Raw genomic sequence first — 15,978 nt, 5'->3', positions numbered from 1 at the left:
AAAAACACTTGATGAGTGATTAAGTTTAGTCAGCATTAATACTTCAAAATGTCACTCTAATTGAATATAAGACTTATAAAAATAATTATGTTATATCTACCAATATAATAATATTCGAGTATTTTTCATGCTAGATCTTTCTCAAATTTTAGCATTCGGATTAATCTGCTTGGCAATGGTGCTTACCCCTGGCCCAAACATGATTTACCTTATTTCTCGTTCAATTTGCCAAGGAAAAACGGCGGGATTTATTTCACTCGCTGGTGTTGGCGTTGGCTTCGTATTTTATATGCTTTGTGCTTCTTTCGGGATTACAGCACTTATTGTTGCAGTTCCTTATGCTTACGACACCATTCGTATTGCAGGAGCAATTTATTTACTCTGGCTAGCATGGAAAGCACTACGTCCCAATGCATCCCCAATTTTTGATGTAAAACAATTATCGGTAGACCCCCCAGCTAAACTATTTTTAATGGGTTTTGCTACAAATCTACTTAATCCTAAAATTGCGATTATGTATTTATCGTTATTGCCACAGTTTATTCACCCACAACAAGGCAGTATTTTATGGCAATCCATTCAGCTCGGTACTATACAAATTTTTGTCAGCGTTTCGGTAAATGCGCTGATTGTGCTTTCTGCGGGTAGCATTGCCCTTTTTCTTCAACAGAAACCTCTTTGGGCAAATATACAACGTTGGCTTATGGGAACGGTGCTAGCGGGACTTGCAGTTCGTATTCTTTTAGAAAATCGTCGATAACCGCGCTTTACCTCTTCATCTTAAACGCTCAATTCAACAGTGTATTACGACGATAAATTCAGTTCGTGATACACTTTTGCCAGTTTTAATTTTGAATTCTTTATATCGTTATGAGCCAAAAGCAGACTTATACGCCCGGTGAATTTCAATGGTCCTTTTTATTACCTAAATATTGGGGTATTTGGATTGCCATTGTTTTTTTAATGCTTTTGGCTATTTTGCCGTGGGCAATTCAATGGCGTCTGGCTCATGGCTTAGCAAATCTGGCTTGGAAATATTTAAAATCTCGCCGAAAAACGACTATTCGTAATTTAGAAGTCTGCTTTCCCGAATGGTCAGCCGAAAAAGTACAGCAACAAGCTAAGCAAGTTTTTGTCGATATGATGCTTGGTATTTTTGAGACATTAAACGCATGGTATAAGCCTTACTGGTTTAAAAACCGCGTCACCATTGAAGGCTTAGAACACATTACCAACGCCCAAGCTCAAGGCAAAGGCGTTTTATTATTAGGAACTCATAGTACCCTTCTTGATGCGGGTGGCTATGTTTGTGCTCAATATTTCGAGCCAGATGTTGTCTATCGACCTCAAAATAATCCATTGCTCGATATGCTGATTTATCGTTGCCGTGGCACCATTTATAAAGCACAAATCGATCATGATGATATGCGTGGTTTAATTCGCCACCTGAAAGATGGTGATGCCATTTGGTATAGCCCAGATCAAGACTTCGGACTCAAGCAAGGTGTTATGGCACCATTCTTTGGTGTGCCTGCTGCTACCGTAACCGCTCACCGTCGTTTATTAAAAATCTCAAAAGCGGTTGCCGTTCCTTTATATTTTTATCGCCATGGTGATATTAAGAACCCGAAATATCATGTTCTGATTGAACCTGCGGTCGAAAATATGCCAAGTGAAGACGAAGTTGATGATGCAACACGCGTCAATAAAATTATTGAAAATCAACTTCGCATCGCACCGACTCAATATATGTGGTTCCACCGTCGCTTTAAAACACGTCCTGAGGGATATGAAGAGATTTACTGAAACCTGCAATAATTACCCCGCACCATAGTTATAAATATCTAAATAAACTCCAGTATGTACTATCGTGCGAAGGCGACACGGATGTCGCCTGTTGGACTACGACATCAGGGATGGGTCGTTAGTCCAACAAATGGTTTTGTTACTTTTGCCAAAACAAAAGTAAGGAGTAAACTCCACCTATTGAATGAATAAACCGCAAGCCCCCACTTTGCTACAACCTAAAGGCAAAAAACAATGAAAGTGATGCAACTTCTCCCAGAACTTAATAGCGGTGGCGTAGAACGCGGCACACTAGAAATTGCACGTGCGCTGGTTGCACAGGGCCATCAATCTCTAGTTGTTTCAAATGGCGGCCGACTAGTGTCTCAACTTGAAGCTGAGGGTTCTACTCACTTAACGCTGCCTATTCATAAAAAATCATTGTCGAGCTTGTGGCAAATCCGTCCATTACGCCAGCTGATTGAACAACATCAACCCGATATTGTTCATGTGCGCTCTCGTGTACCGGCTTGGCTTACTCACTTTGCCTTAAGAAAAATACCAGCAAACAAACGCCCTCACCTCATTAGCACAGTACATGGTTTCTATTCAGTTAATCGTTACAGTGCGATTATGACTCAAGCAGAAAAAGTGATTGCTGTTTCTGACAGCGTGGTTAAATATATCAGTGACCATTATAAAAACTGTCCACCGCAAGATATTGTGCGGATTTATCGAGGCATTGATCCAACTGCTTTTCCACATAATTACCAGCCTTCCGCACAATGGTTTAACCAAGTTTTTAATGACTTTCCTGAGCTCGAAAATAAGTTTTTACTTTGCTTACCTGGCCGTATTACACGTTTAAAGGGACATGAAAGTTTAATTGAACTGATGCAACAACTTCAGTCGCAATATCCTCAGCTACATGCGGTTGTTGTTGGTGGTGCGGATGCCAAAAAGCAAGCTTATTTAAGTGAATTGCAGAGTACTATTCAAAGCAAGGGACTCGCAGATAAAATTACCTTCGTAGGCCATCGCTCAGATATTCGCGAATGGCTCGCTTTTAGCGATATTGTGCTCTCTCTATCCAATCAAGCCGAAACATTCGGTAGAACAGCCTTAGAAGCCCTTTCAGTGGGTACACCTGTGATTGGCTGGAACCGTGGTGGTGTTGCCGAAATTTTAACGAATGTATATCCGCAAGGTCTTGTTGAAGCAGAGAATGAAAAAGCTTTAGTAGAGACTGTAAAAAATCATATTGAACAACCTCAAATCGTTGCTCCTGTCACTATGTTTAGCTTAAAAGATATGTGTGATCAAACAATAGAGCTATACCAACGTGTTTTGAAATAACCCAATAAAAAAACCCGCGATATTCGCGGGTTTTTTCGACTAAAAAACTTCTTTCTTATTTAAGCGATGCTTCATAAGCGGCAGCTTTTTCAGAGTCGTATTGTTTTTCCCATTTACTGATTACAAGTACAGCAAGTGCGTTACCAACAACGTTCAATGCAGTACGAGCCATATCCATAATACGGTCAACACCAGCAATAAATGCTAAACCTTCTACAGGAATACCAACACTACCTAATGTCGCTAATAACACAACAAACGATACGCCAGGAACACCCGCAATACCTTTAGACGTAATCATTAATGTTACAACCAAAATAACTTGTTGGCTGATTGACATTTCAATACCGTAAAGCTGTGCAATAAAGATTGCTGCAATACTTTGGTAAAGTGTAGAACCATCAAGGTTAAATGAATAACCAGTCGGAATCACAAAGCTGGAAATTGCTTTTGGCGCACCGTAAGCTTCCATTTTTTGCATGATACGCGGTAATACTGTTTCCGAGCTTGCCGTTGAAAATGCCAAAATCAATTCATCTTTTAAAATCTTAAACAAGATAAAAATGTTGATTCCAAACATTTTCGCAGTCAAACCAAGCACAACAAATGCAAAGAAGAAGATTGCACCGTAAACTAATACAACTAATTTACCCAATGGAATAAGTGAAGCAAAACCGAAGTTAGCAACAGTTACAGCGATTAAACCAAATACACCCACTGGTGCATATTTCATGATGATGTGCGTTACGCGGAACATCGTTTCTGAAACTGCATGAAATACGTTTAGTAATGGGTCTTTAGTGGTTGCTGGTAAAGAAGATAAACCAATACCAAATAGCACAGCAAAGAAAATCACAGGTAACATTTCGCCATGCGCCATTGAACTAATAATGTTCGTTGGGATGAGCGATAATATTGTTTGAATTAAACCATGTGACTGTGACTGAACTTCTTCAGTTGTATGTTTATATTGAGAAATATCTGTTTGAACTAGCTGAGACATATCAATGCCTGAACCAGGATGGAAGATATTTGCCGCAAACAAACCAACTAAAATAGCGATAGTCGTAATAATTTCAAAATAGAGAATGGTTTTAAAACCAAGTCGCCCTAAACTTTTGGTACTGCCTACACCTGCAATACCTAAAATCAAGGTAGAGAAAACGATTGGAATAACAATCATTTTAATCAGGCTAATAAAGATCTTACCAAGTGGGGTAAGAACATTATTCACAATACTGTCTCTGATTTCAGGCTGGTTATGTAAAACAGCCCCGACAACTATCCCTAGGATTAAAGCAATTAAAATTTGCCAAGCAAGGCTAAATTTAAAATTCTTCATAAGACAATCCTTATGCACCGCAAAGTATCAAATATGAGAGGGAGAAGACCACTAACTAAGAGTGAAACCTCAACATGCACACTAATTCCCAAACAGAAATTTAAATGTACAAACAAATCACAACCCGCCGATCCGGCGAAGTAAAAAACAATGCCTGTTGACGATCCAACATGTCAACGATCGGCACATTCTATTGAGATTTATTAATTAAACAAGTCGAATTTATCTTTAAATAGATCAAAGCCTATGTTTATTCATTAATATTCTATAAAAACAAAAACTTAACAAAAAAAATTTTTATATTTTTTTTCATTGAAAATTGCTGACATTTATACAAAAACACATGGATATTTATCGATTATTAAATAGATTTAAACATTAAGATTAGCTTAAAAATATTTATTTTATTTACACAGAATTAAATAAGGGATATAAAAATATCAACCCGAGTTCTGCGTCCTGCAAAACTCGGGTAAATGAGGTTGTGCTTTCAGGTTAATAATTATTTTTATCGTTTCCGTTCCAACATCTGATCCGTGATGCTATTCCATATCAGCTTTATGTATCCTTACATGGGACTATCCATTCCCAGTTCCGTGTGCCGATGAATGTAGAATAAGGTTTTTATAACCCTCTGCCTATTCGGCCTAGACTCAAATCTTTGTAAGATATTGCTTACATCAATTTTTTATATTCTTTTTATTTATAAGGCTGCGCAATTTTATCAGTCACAATCTTTTCTTCCTTTTCTGCTTTAGCAATACCTTCCTCTATAGCACTTTTCGCCTCTTCTTCATCATCTTGAGTTTGTTCCAGTTCCTCTTGAATATGCTCGAATATTCGACCAGTCTGCAAAACCACATAGACAGGAAAATGATCAGATCCAACATGAGGTAAACGCTGCATTTTCACCAAACCAAAATCAGTACTATGGAAAATATGGTCTAAAGACCAACGCAGCAATGGATAATCTGCATGAAAAGTATTAATGAAATGTCGTCCAACTCGTGGGTCAAGTAACCCACTAATTCGTTGAAATAACCGTGTAGTACGTGACCATGCCACATCGTTTAAATCGCCCATCACAATACAGCTTTCATCTAGATCTTTAATTTGGTCGCCCACAATTAAAAGTTCAGCATCGCGTAAAGTCGAATCCTTCGCCTCAGTTGGACTAGGTGGCTTAGGATGCAAACAATAGAGTTGAACTGGCATACCAGATCGTAAAGTCACGGTGGTATGAATGGAGGGAATTTCATCACTGAGAATAAATTTAACTTCAGTATTTGATAAAGGTAGACGGCTATATAAATGCATGCCGTAGAGATTATCTAAAGGTACAGGAACGCGATAAGGATAGTCACTTTCAATCTCTCTTAAAGCATTTTCCCATGTCGTATCGCTTTCCAATGTAAGCAGCAAATCTGGTTTTAATGTCCTGATCTGTTCAAGCAATAAATGATACTTATCATTAGGAGTGAGCACATTCGATACAATTAAGGAAATCTGCTTTTGTGGATCTAATTGAGATGTCTTCACCTGTTTAACCTGTTTTTTCCAAAACAAAGTATAGGGCAAAATCATTTTAAGCTGATAGGCAATGGCAGCAATGAGCGCAGCCAGCACGACTTCACGCCAGAGATTCCATTCGGTGGGCCAAAACAGCATGCCTACAAAGGCTAAAAGACCAACAAATAGAATCTGCAACCGAGGAAAGTCGGCACCACGAAACCACCACTCATCGCGAGGAATAAGTGACCAGAAACTTAACCAAATCACCAGACCAGCTAGAACTTCGATATAAATCATTGAATTTTCTCTTTTAAGATGATTTGTTTTTTAAAGTTTTTGTCATCTTTATCAATTTTGTATGTAACATAAACAAGATATTCTACTCAATAAAGATGGTGTTTTGTTTCTGTAACGCTTGCAGTTGTGGACACTTTTGATACACTCAACTCCCCCTAACAATTTTAACGCACCGAGGCAAAATGACATGAAAGTAGGTCTGGTCGGTTGGCGCGGGATGGTCGGTTCCGTCCTTATGCAACGTATGGTTGAAGAGAATGATTTTGCTCATATTGAGCCATTTTATTTCTCTACCAGTAATGCAGGTGGTGAAGCTCCTTCATTTGGTGGTAAGACTGCCCCAGCACTTATGGAAGCTACAGACATTAATAGTCTGAAGCAAATGGATGTCATTATTACCTGTCAAGGTGGTGACTATACGTCTGAAGTTTTCCCACAGTTAAAAGCGACTGGTTGGGATGGCTACTGGATTGACGCAGCTTCAACTTTACGTATGTCAGATGATGCAATCATCGTTCTTGACCCAGTAAACCTTAACGTCATCAAAGACGGATTGGTTAACGGCACCAAAACTTTCGTAGGTGGTAACTGTACAGTATCACTTATGTTGATGGGTGTAGGTTCACTTTTCCAAAATAATTTGGTGGAGTGGATGACTGCTATGACTTATCAAGCAGCATCAGGCGCTGGCGCACAAAACATGCGTGAGCTACTAACTGGTATGGGCTACTTATACAACAATACTAAAACATTGTTAGATGATCCTAAATCTGCAATTTTGGATATTGATCGTCAAGTTGCCGAGTTACAACGTGGTGAAGGCTTCCCATCTGCTAACTTTGGTGTGCCATTAGCGGGTTCATTAATTCCTTATATTGATAAGCAACTTGAAAGCGGTCAATCAAAAGAAGAGTGGAAAGGTCAAGTTGAAACCAACAAGATTTTGGGTAACTCACAAATTGTTCCTATCGACGGTCACTGTGTGCGTATTGGTGCAATGCGTTGCCACTCACAAGCACTTACTATCAAGTTGAAAAAAGACGTGCCGCTTGATGAAATCGAAGATATGATTCGTACTTCAAGCCAATGGGCGAAAGTTGTACCAAACACTCGTGAAGCGTCTATGACTGACCTTACACCTGTTGCTGTAACTGGTACCTTAACTGTGCCTGTAGGTCGTCTACGTAAACTCAACATGGGTAAAGAGTATCTAGGTGCATTTACAGTGGGTGACCAGTTACTTTGGGGTGCTGCAGAGCCTTTACGTCGCATGTTACGTATTTTAGTTGAATACAAAAGCTCATAATTTGATTTGAATTATTCAGTCAAAATAAAAAGCCGATCACATTAGATCGGCTTTTTCGCAACTGGTTTGTGAAAATTTTACAATTTATTTACATTTCATTATTGTATAATTTTGAACGACTTTACGACTTATTAGGTCATGGATTGAGATGACTGTTTATAACAAATTAAAAATTGCCATTTTCACCATTATGTCTTCGCCTTCTATTTATGCGATTACATTAGACCCTATACAAATTCAGTCCGCACCCGGCGATTTGTTATATGCTGAAATGAATTTCCAACAAGCTGACCCTAACGCTACATTACAGGTTAGTTTAGCGACTCCCGAAGATTTAAGCGCGTTAGGCGTAACTCATCAACCGCCCGGAAATCTTAATTTTTATACACGCCAAAACGGTCAAGGCTCAGGGGTTATTGTTATTACCTCATCTCGCCCTATTATCGATCCTGAACTAAATATTGTGGTAAAAATTAGTGAAGGTTCTGCCACACGTTTGCAGCATATCAAAACCGTAATTCAGCCTTCGCCTATAAAAAAGACTGAAAATAACGAAAGAACTTTATCACCTCAGTTTATTGTCAATGAAAAAGATATTGCTTTAAATCTGCCAGAAAGTACTCGATATGCATCACCAACTTCGGCCTCAACTACAAATAATTCGAATGGTGAACACAGTCTTAATATTAACGCTGGAACTGCTCCAGCTGTAAATACAAATTCATCCAATACACTTAGTGCAAATCCTTCTACTCAGGTTGCTCAACAAGTTACAACAGCTACTACTCCAGATCAGACAGAAATTAAACCAACCAGCGCGAAGACACCTACAAATAATTCACCAAAAACTCCGGTCAAAAATCTAACAGCGCAAAAGAAATCTGTACCTCAAAAAGCGCTTAACCAAAATCCTGCAAAGAAACAATCGTTAAGTTCCTACAAAGGACCAGCATCATCAGGTAAATATGTGGTACAGCGAAATGAGTCTTTATGGAGCATTGCTAATCGTATTGCAGCAAAAACCCAACAACCTGTTGCGAAAGTCATGCATGATATTCAAACACAAAACCGACATGCTTTTATTCAAGGTGATGTAAATCGTTTACGTCAGGGAGTTGCGCTGAACCTAGCACACTCTCCTGCTACTCAATCTAAACACAACAAGTCAAAAACTGACGCATCTACTACTAAATCACCTTCTAGCAAAGCAAAATACCGTTTACAACAAGCCGAAATGAGTATTGTGGCAGAGAACAGCCCAAATTCTATGCATGGAAGTGCTAAAAAGAGCACACAACAAAGTCAAAACAATACTGAGTTAGCAGTAAAAGTTATGACAACAAGAGAAAAAACCGTTACATTACAAAGGAATGTAACCGAATTAAGTCAAACTTTACGTTTAAAAGACCAACGTATTCAACTTTTAAATGCGCGTTTGGCAGAGTTACAACAGCAGTTAAAAGCGCAGCAGCAAACTCACAAGCAAAAACATTAAGTTAAAACCAGAGTTAGCTCGCTTTACATTGCAAAATTTTATTTTTTAAGGGGAAAGTAATGTTATATGTGATTCCGTTTATCATATTACTCGTGGTCGCCGTTGTTTTAAAAAAGCGCGAGAATGGCCAAAAACAAGAGACCACTTCCCCAAAAAGTATAAGTAAAAAATCGGGCAAAAAAGCGAGTGTTAAATCGAGTAAAAGCTCGCGTGAAAAAAGCAAAGTCAATTTAGTCGAAGAAGTCGTACCTACTCTTCCACAAAGTAGTCCTGTACCGGAAGCTGTTCGTCAAAATATTCAACAACTCATTCAAGAAAAGCTGTTTTCAGCGGCCGAAGCTCAAGTCAATCAGGCACTAAAGAAAGACAATACCCAACACGAATTGTATTTATTACTCCTTGAAGTGCATATTGCTCAAAAAGATGAATTCGCGATTCAACAACTTATTAGCCATATTCACAGCTTGGCATTAAATGAAATCGCAATTAAAGCAGAAGCTAGAAAAAAAGAATATGAGTCATCAAAACAACCTGATGCTATTGAGTTTCCTCAAGCTCAAACATATCAGGAGCCAAAAAATACACCTGATGCAACAGCTCAGTTTGACCAATTAACAACAAGCTCTTCTGAGACTTCTTTTGATGACTTGCAGAAAGACTACGTACCTGTAAAACAAGAACCTGCTGTTGAAGTTGAACCTTTAGAATTCAACTTTTCATTTGAAAAAACTGCGGCTACAGAAAATACCAACCAACCTGTACATGAACCAGAAGTATCAACACCTCAGCAAGTACCCGAAGTATCGTCATCTAAAGAAACAAATGAGCTAGCTGATTTAGAATTTTCTTTTGATCTGGCACCTCTGCATGAAACTGAGGAAAAAACTCAAGCAGTAGAAGTAAAAGCAGATCAAGAGAGTAGCGTCAGTGTATTAGATTTTAACCTTGACTTAAATCCTTCAAGTTCAGAGACGGAATCTGTTGAACAAGCTCCATCATTAGATGAAATTAAACTCGTAGAACAAGCGCCATTAGAAGCGACTTCTATCGCACCTCTTGAGTTTTCGCTAGACGAGCCTGCATTAGTTACAGCACCAGAGATTGAAACTCAAAATCATATAGATTTAGTACACGAAGAAACCACCTCAGATCAAACTAAAGACCCTCTTGTAGAAGCTTTTCCAGAATTAAAACAGTTAGATGAAAATGAACTTGATCTAAAACTAGCTGAGCAATACATCAAGTTAGGAGCCTACCCAGCAGCTCAAGCCTTATTGGCAAGCAATGAGCAAAAATTCAACACAGAGCAACAACAACGCGCGAAAAACTTACTTAATCGCATAGCTTCTTAGATCTGTTCGATTTACCATAAGCAGTCAGAGATGACTGCTTTTTTATGCCTGCAAAAATATGAAAAAAATAGCCTTATTTTATATGGGTGGTACTTTTGGTTGCATTGGTGAACCTCTAGCTCCTATGCCTTATGAGCAATTCTTGCCTCAACTTGAAAAAGTGATTCCTCCACACTTAACAGTTGACTGCTTTGCTGCACCCAATATTGTTGATAGCAGTGCATGTACGGCACCTGACTGGTTACGCCTGATTCAACGCATACAACAACTACAGCTTGAAGGTTATCAGCATTTCGTTGTTATTCATGGTACAGACACGCTTAGTTATGCGGCTGCGACCCTAGCCCGCTTTTTAGGCCAAAGCTGTCATATTGTGATTACCGGTAGCCAATACCCGTTACTCAATATTCAAGGCGATAACACCCGTGAATTTACTGATGCAATTGAAAACTTATATCTTGCATTAGAACAAGTGATTGCTTTACCTGTGGGTGCTTATCTTGCATTTCACCATCAAGTATTCCATGCGCAAACTGCATTAAAAACGCATACAACTGAACTTGATGCATTTTCAGGGTTAAGTAGTGAAGCTGAGTTTACGCCTCAGCAAAATGAATTGATCGTACAAGATGCTCAAATTGAACGAGCTGCTTCCTTCCAGATTTTAAACTGGATGATGCAACCGATTGCAACACAGCATTTAGTACAGCAATTACGTCACTTACTTTCTGCCCCACCACACTTTTTAGTGTTACAAGGTTTTGGTACTGGCAATATTGCAGTAAACCAAGAATTACTCGAAACATTAGATGAGTTATATGCTCGTGGTTGTGTTCCGATTCTTACGACTCAGGTAACATTCGGTGGTATTGATCAGCGTTATGCGATTAGTGCATGGGCCAAAACTGCAAAAATTGTCATCAGTGATGCGCATAGCCATGCAGATCTTTATGCAAAAGCGCTTCAAATCTATTTAAAATACTCAACCCCAGAACAATGGCTAAGCCATTGGAATGAAAATTAGCATTAAATAGAGGTAAAGCTATGCAACGTTATGCGGTCGGTATTGAATTTAGCGGAGTTCAATACCGAGGTTGGCAAACACAACAGCCAGGCGTTGCCAGCGTTCAGGAAACAATTGAGCGTGTGCTCAGCAAAATTGCAGATGAATCTATTGCACTTCATGGTGCAGGTCGAACAGATGCAGGTGTACATGCAACCAACATGGTGGCACACTTCGACACGAACGCTATTCGTCCAGAAACGGGATGGTTAAGAGGGGCAAATAGTCAACTACCTAAAGATATTTCCATTCAGTGGATTAAACTGATGGATGAAAATTTTCATGCCCGCTTTAAAGCGACTGCTCGACGTTACCGCTATATCATCTATAACGCACCTCATCGCCCAGCACTATTATACAAGCAAGTTACGCACATTTACCAAAAGCTAGATGTGCAAAAGATGATTGAAGCTGCCAGTAAATTTGAAGGTACGCATAACTTTGAAACTTTTCGCGCAGCAGCATGTCAGTCCAATAAACCTGTACGACATGTAACGCATTGCCGTCTATTTGAACATGGTCGCTATTTGGTGTTAGATATTCAAGCAGACGGTTTTTTACACCATATGGTGCGTAATATTGTCGGTTGCTTACTCGAAATTGGTCAAGGTATGTATGAGATTGATCATATCGATGCGATGTTTGCGGCACAAGATCGTAAAGCGGCAGGAATAACAGCCCCACCCGACGGTCTTTATTTTATTCAGTGTAATTATCCTGAGCAGTTTGATTTGCCACAGCCACCACTTGGGCCACATTGGCTAAACTTACCTGAGTAAGCTTAGCCAACTTTACACATACTTATCTAACGATGCTGTTTACGCTTGCGGTATTCCACAGGTGTTTCATTCGTCCAACGCTTAAATGCACGATAGAACGTACTTGGTTCAGAAAAACCTGTTAAATATACAATACGTTCAACACTCTCACTGGTATTTGCCAAAAGTTTTTTAGCTAAACGACAACGATAGTCAGAAAGTATTTGCTGAAAACTGGTATTTGCCTCACTGAGCTGAGTGCGCAAGCGACGCGGGGTAATATTCAACTGAGCAGCAACCGTCTCTAAAGTTGTTTCTCCGCTTTCGAGGGTTGAACCAATCGCACGACGAACTTCACCCACTAAATCATAACGAGCTAATTCCTGTAGCTTTTCAATCGCAAGCTGCTCATGCAATTGCAATAACTCAGGCTCTGCTTGCCAAAGCTGGAAATCCAAAATAGCTGGGTCAAAATATAAACGTGTCTCTTTCTGACCTAAGCTAACCGGGCAGCCAAATACACGGAAATATTCATCCTCAGAAGCGCCTTCGCTAAAATTAAAATCGATGAAGATCGGATGAAATTGCCCTTCAGTAATGAACTTAAAAAATCTAAGCACGCCCGAAATTGCACATTCAGAGAAATGGCGATTAACGAGATTGTCAGCACCAATTTGTTCACCATTGGTTAAATAACAACGACCATCTTCCACTACTAGTTTTGCATCAAAAGCATCACTAATGAGTCGTTGATAAGCTAAGGCTCGTTTTAAGCCTTCGCCAAAGGTTTCACTACTAATAAATAAATGTTCAATCACCTGCCCTCGATATAAAGGCAAATGTTCACCTAAATGCAGACCGATGTCTGGATCTTTACTGACTTCCTGAGCGGCAGTCCAAAAGGCGTACTGTGCACTTAACGGTGTACGTGCATTGGTATCGACCTGATTTAAAGCAACTCCCGCTTTGGTTAATATTTCTTCTGTTGGCAAACCCGCACGACGAATCGCTTGGTAGCCAAAGCGTAATACAACTGATGCATCTGTTAGCTGACCCACGCAGTGCCCTTCCATGTAGATACTTCATTGATATTTAGGGCTGTTGACCTTTATGCAATTAACAGTCCCTAATAACTATGATTTTAGATTAGCGTTGATTGACCAAACTGACAACAGAATTACACTTCTTTTGTGAAAAAAATTACATCTTTTTTTATTAGTCATACTTTAACCAGATGCTTTAGCAGAAGTGTGTCCATCTTGTTTTTTTTTAAAAAATTGACTATAATTTGCGCCTTTCCAATTTGATCATCAGGTAGGCTATGGCCAATAAAGAGGAACTCATTGAGTTCGAAGGCGTTGTCACCGAAACGCTTCCTAATACGATGTTCCGTGTACGTCTTGAAAACGGTCACGAAGTTATTGCACACATTTCTGGTAAAATGCGTAAACACTATATTCGTATTCTTACTGGCGACAGTGTAAAAGTCGAAATGACTCCATATGACTTAACTAAAGGTCGTATTACGTACCGTGCTCGCTAATTAGTGAATGCAAAAAAGCCACTTTATGATGTGGCTTTTTTATTGCGTTATTTATTCACTTAAGCGACTGGTTTTACATCCCACCGTTTGGCATTCACGCAATCTTTCTTGCAGCCAATGGTTTTTTTCTTGCGTTGTCTGTAAACGACATTGCACGTCTACACTATTCCTATTTGAATCTGTACACTCGGCATCACGTTGACGTATCCATGCAAGCTGAGACTTCTTAAGAATATTTTTCTGCGCGGTGTTTAACTTTACTCGCAGTGCTTGATAATTCTTATTCAGATCAGCATCAGCACTCGCATAAATTTTATTTGTACAGTAAATATCATCGTAAGTATTGCGGGCACTATCACAGTTATCTGCATAGACCGCAGTCATTCCAAAGCTGCATAAAAAAGCAAAAACTATTTTTCCCATACTTTTCTTCCTTAAGTTTTCTATAAAATTATTATTAAAGTGATTCGAATATAATTGATAAATCGAAAGACAAATTTACCTTCCATTTATCTTAATCCTCCTTTTTTGCTTTACAAGCTTGTAAATACAACCTATTGTTCTTTAATAATAAATATAATTTTATATAGTGAGAAAAATGAACATATATACCCAATGCCAAATTGGCTTATTATCTTTCATCATTATTTGTCTTAACGGTTGTGCTAGCCACCCACGTCAATCGGTAGATTTACAGGAATACTTAAAAGGCTTTTTAGGTAAATCATCGGCGACCATTCAACAAGATATCAATTTACGTAGTCTTGGTTTTCAAGTCGCCTATACACCACAAAAAACATCCAATCAGCTCATCTATACGATTTTGCGTCCACTAAATATCCCAATTCCGATGGTAAATAATGTCGATATGAGAGGAAGCTCTATTCCTGTCCAATCAGGAAATCTAAGCGGCAATTCTTATGATATTAATTTCAATTGCAAGGTAATTTTTCAGCTTAAAAATGATATTGCCGAGTCTATTCAATACGAAGGTAAAGCCTGTTAAAACATAGGCACAAAAAAACGCAGCATTGAGCTGCGTTTTTTATAAGAAGCTTTTAAGCAAGAGCGGCTACAACAGCTTCACCCATCTCGGCTGTACCAACTTTAGTCATGCCTTCAGACATAATATCGGCTGTACGTAAACCTTGATCAAGTACTTGCCCTACTGCATCTTCAATTGCTTTAGCAGCAGCTTCTTCACGGAAGGTATAACGAAGCATCATCGCAACTGAAAGAATGGTTGCTAATGGGTTTGCTACATTTTGACCCGCGATATCAGGTGCAGAACCATGACAAGGCTCATACATACCTTTGCCATTTTCATCTAACGAAGCCGATGGCAACATGCCGATTGAACCTGTAAGCATTGCTGCTTCATCAGATAAAATGTCACCAAACAAGTTACCCGTTACGATCACATCAAACTGTTTCGGTGCACGTACAAGTTGCATGGCAGCGTTATCGACATACATATGTGAAAGCTGAATATTTGAATAATTTGCTTGCTGTAAATCAGTAACTGTTTGTTTCCAAAGCTCTGTAACTTCCAAAACGTTAGCTTTATCTACAGAACAAACCTTTCCACCACGTAAGCCTGCAAGTTCAAAAGCTACTTTTGCAATACGCTTAATTTCACTTTCAGAATAAACGTCAGTGTTATAGCCTTGTTTTTCACCATTTTCGAGTTCACGGATACCACGTGGCTGACCGAAATAGATACCGCCAGTCAATTCACGGACAATTAAAATATCTAAGCCAGCAACAATTTCAGGCTTTAAGCTAGAAGCATCTGCTAATTGGGGATATAAAATCGCTGGGCGCAAGTTAGCAAACAAGTTAAGTTCACTACGAATTTTTAAAAGACCACGTTCAGGACGAATAGAACGCTCAATAGTGTCCCATTTTGGTCCACCAACGGCGCCTAATAAAATAGCATCAGCTTTTTTTGCTTGTTCACTTGTTACTGCTGGGTACGGTTCACCATGTGCATCAATTGCCGCGCCGCCTAATAAGCCATGTTCCCAAGTTAATGATAAATTAAATTTTTCATTTACTGTATTTAATACTTTTTCTGCCGCCCCAACAATTTCAGGACCAATACCATCACCAGCTAAAATTAAAATCTGTTTAGACATGAACTTTTTCCATTTTCAAAGACAAGCAGCG

The 15,978-nt window shown here is 39.1% G+C and carries 15 protein-coding genes; 10 read left to right on the top strand and 5 right to left on the bottom strand.

Annotation, left to right across the window (positions count from 1 at the left end):
* Window positions 1-127: 127 nt before the first annotated feature.
* The 3 genes from yahN to lpsB all read left to right on the top strand — a co-directional run bounded on the left by yahN (window position 128) and on the right by lpsB (window position 3,141).
* Complete coding sequence (yahN, locus tag MKX14_RS11115; protein WP_240282452.1) at window positions 128-760, top strand: LysE family translocator; 633 nt, start codon at window positions 128-130, stop codon at window positions 758-760.
* Window positions 761-870: 110 nt separating this feature from the next.
* A complete protein-coding gene (gene lpxL / locus MKX14_RS11110) occupies window positions 871-1,806 on the top strand; it encodes an LpxL/LpxP family Kdo(2)-lipid IV(A) lauroyl/palmitoleoyl acyltransferase (RefSeq protein WP_078220106.1) in 936 nt (311 codons plus the stop codon).
* 234 nt (window positions 1,807-2,040) lie between these two features.
* Entirely contained in the window at window positions 2,041-3,141 is a 1,101-nt protein-coding gene (lpsB, locus tag MKX14_RS11105; protein WP_240282451.1) for a glycosyltransferase family 4 protein, read from the top strand.
* A 55-nt stretch (window positions 3,142-3,196) separates the two neighbouring features.
* Here the strand turns inward: lpsB and gltP are convergent, their stop codons facing one another.
* Complete coding sequence (gene gltP / locus MKX14_RS11100; protein WP_108009395.1) at window positions 3,197-4,483, bottom strand: glutamate/aspartate:proton symporter GltP; 1,287 nt, start codon at window positions 4,481-4,483, stop codon at window positions 3,197-3,199.
* A 699-nt stretch (window positions 4,484-5,182) separates the two neighbouring features.
* Entirely contained in the window at window positions 5,183-6,292 is a 1,110-nt protein-coding gene (locus tag MKX14_RS11095; RefSeq protein ID WP_240282450.1) for an endonuclease/exonuclease/phosphatase family protein, read from the bottom strand.
* A gap of 187 nt (window positions 6,293-6,479) precedes the next feature.
* Here MKX14_RS11095 and asd point away from each other — a divergent pair, with 187 nt between their 5' ends.
* The 5 genes from asd to truA all read left to right on the top strand — a co-directional run bounded on the left by asd (window position 6,480) and on the right by truA (window position 12,287).
* Window positions 6,480-7,598 carry an aspartate-semialdehyde dehydrogenase gene (gene asd / locus MKX14_RS11090; protein WP_005066045.1) on the top strand — a complete coding sequence of 373 codons (1,119 nt, stop codon included), beginning with the start codon at window positions 6,480-6,482 and terminating at the stop codon, window positions 7,596-7,598.
* Window positions 7,599-7,746: 148 nt separating this feature from the next.
* On the top strand, window positions 7,747-9,093 hold the full coding sequence (locus tag MKX14_RS11085; RefSeq protein WP_240282449.1) for a type IV pilus assembly protein FimV: 1,347 nt from the start codon (window positions 7,747-7,749) through the stop codon (window positions 9,091-9,093).
* Between the two features lie 59 nt (window positions 9,094-9,152).
* Entirely contained in the window at window positions 9,153-10,445 is a 1,293-nt protein-coding gene (locus tag MKX14_RS11080; RefSeq protein WP_240282448.1) for a hypothetical protein, read from the top strand.
* 58 nt (window positions 10,446-10,503) lie between these two features.
* On the top strand, window positions 10,504-11,469 hold the full coding sequence (gene ansA, locus MKX14_RS11075) for an asparaginase (protein ID WP_108009393.1): 966 nt from the start codon (window positions 10,504-10,506) through the stop codon (window positions 11,467-11,469).
* A 20-nt stretch (window positions 11,470-11,489) separates the two neighbouring features.
* Window positions 11,490-12,287 (top strand): tRNA pseudouridine(38-40) synthase TruA, encoded by a 798-nt coding sequence (truA, locus tag MKX14_RS11070; protein WP_240282447.1) that lies wholly within the window; start codon window positions 11,490-11,492, stop codon window positions 12,285-12,287.
* Window positions 12,288-12,313: 26 nt separating this feature from the next.
* Here the strand turns inward: truA and MKX14_RS11065 are convergent, their stop codons facing one another.
* Window positions 12,314-13,324 carry an AraC family transcriptional regulator gene (locus MKX14_RS11065; RefSeq protein ID WP_046811473.1) on the bottom strand — a complete coding sequence of 337 codons (1,011 nt, stop codon included), beginning with the start codon at window positions 13,322-13,324 and terminating at the stop codon, window positions 12,314-12,316.
* 263 nt (window positions 13,325-13,587) lie between these two features.
* Between MKX14_RS11065 and infA the strand changes: the two genes are divergently transcribed.
* Window positions 13,588-13,809 (top strand): translation initiation factor IF-1, encoded by a 222-nt coding sequence (gene infA / locus MKX14_RS11060; protein ID WP_001284370.1) that lies wholly within the window; start codon window positions 13,588-13,590, stop codon window positions 13,807-13,809.
* A 51-nt stretch (window positions 13,810-13,860) separates the two neighbouring features.
* Here infA and MKX14_RS11055 read toward each other — a convergent pair whose 3' ends face one another.
* Window positions 13,861-14,232 carry a lysozyme inhibitor LprI family protein gene (locus tag MKX14_RS11055; protein ID WP_240282446.1) on the bottom strand — a complete coding sequence of 124 codons (372 nt, stop codon included), beginning with the start codon at window positions 14,230-14,232 and terminating at the stop codon, window positions 13,861-13,863.
* Window positions 14,233-14,407: 175 nt separating this feature from the next.
* Between MKX14_RS11055 and MKX14_RS11050 the strand changes: the two genes are divergently transcribed.
* Window positions 14,408-14,815 carry a hypothetical protein gene (locus MKX14_RS11050; RefSeq protein ID WP_240282445.1) on the top strand — a complete coding sequence of 136 codons (408 nt, stop codon included), beginning with the start codon at window positions 14,408-14,410 and terminating at the stop codon, window positions 14,813-14,815.
* A gap of 52 nt (window positions 14,816-14,867) precedes the next feature.
* Here the strand turns inward: MKX14_RS11050 and leuB are convergent, their stop codons facing one another.
* Entirely contained in the window at window positions 14,868-15,947 is a 1,080-nt protein-coding gene (gene leuB / locus MKX14_RS11045) for a 3-isopropylmalate dehydrogenase (protein ID WP_002114882.1), read from the bottom strand.
* Between the last annotated feature and the right edge of the window lie 31 nt (window positions 15,948-15,978).

Origin of the sequence: Acinetobacter pittii, assembly GCF_022449185.1 — a bacterium.
GTDB lineage: Bacteria > Pseudomonadota > Gammaproteobacteria > Pseudomonadales > Moraxellaceae > Acinetobacter > Acinetobacter pittii_I.
The sequence above is the reverse complement of the archived record's forward strand: the minus strand, read 5'-3'. Positions and strand labels throughout refer to the sequence as shown.

Bases quoted from the DNA above. Each gene is read 5' to 3' on its own strand.
- lpsB (WP_240282451.1), top strand. From the start codon at position 2,041: ATGAAAGTGATGCAACTTCTCCCAGAACTTAATAGCGGTGGCGTAGAA.
- MKX14_RS11055 (WP_240282446.1), bottom strand. From the start codon at position 14,232: ATGGGAAAAATAGTTTTTGCTTTTTTATGCAGCTTTGGAATGACTGCG.
- MKX14_RS11085 (WP_240282449.1), top strand. From the start codon at position 7,747: ATGACTGTTTATAACAAATTAAAAATTGCCATTTTCACCATTATGTCT.
- infA (WP_001284370.1), top strand. From the start codon at position 13,588: ATGGCCAATAAAGAGGAACTCATTGAGTTCGAAGGCGTTGTCACCGAA.
- asd (WP_005066045.1), top strand. From the start codon at position 6,480: ATGAAAGTAGGTCTGGTCGGTTGGCGCGGGATGGTCGGTTCCGTCCTT.
- lpxL (WP_078220106.1), top strand. From the start codon at position 871: ATGAGCCAAAAGCAGACTTATACGCCCGGTGAATTTCAATGGTCCTTT.
- MKX14_RS11080 (WP_240282448.1), top strand. From the start codon at position 9,153: ATGTTATATGTGATTCCGTTTATCATATTACTCGTGGTCGCCGTTGTT.
- MKX14_RS11050 (WP_240282445.1), top strand. From the start codon at position 14,408: ATGAACATATATACCCAATGCCAAATTGGCTTATTATCTTTCATCATT.
- truA (WP_240282447.1), top strand. From the start codon at position 11,490: ATGCAACGTTATGCGGTCGGTATTGAATTTAGCGGAGTTCAATACCGA.
- leuB (WP_002114882.1), bottom strand. From the start codon at position 15,947: ATGTCTAAACAGATTTTAATTTTAGCTGGTGATGGTATTGGTCCTGAA.
- gltP (WP_108009395.1), bottom strand. From the start codon at position 4,483: ATGAAGAATTTTAAATTTAGCCTTGCTTGGCAAATTTTAATTGCTTTA.
- MKX14_RS11095 (WP_240282450.1), bottom strand. From the start codon at position 6,292: ATGATTTATATCGAAGTTCTAGCTGGTCTGGTGATTTGGTTAAGTTTC.
- ansA (WP_108009393.1), top strand. From the start codon at position 10,504: ATGAAAAAAATAGCCTTATTTTATATGGGTGGTACTTTTGGTTGCATT.
- yahN (WP_240282452.1), top strand. From the start codon at position 128: ATGCTAGATCTTTCTCAAATTTTAGCATTCGGATTAATCTGCTTGGCA.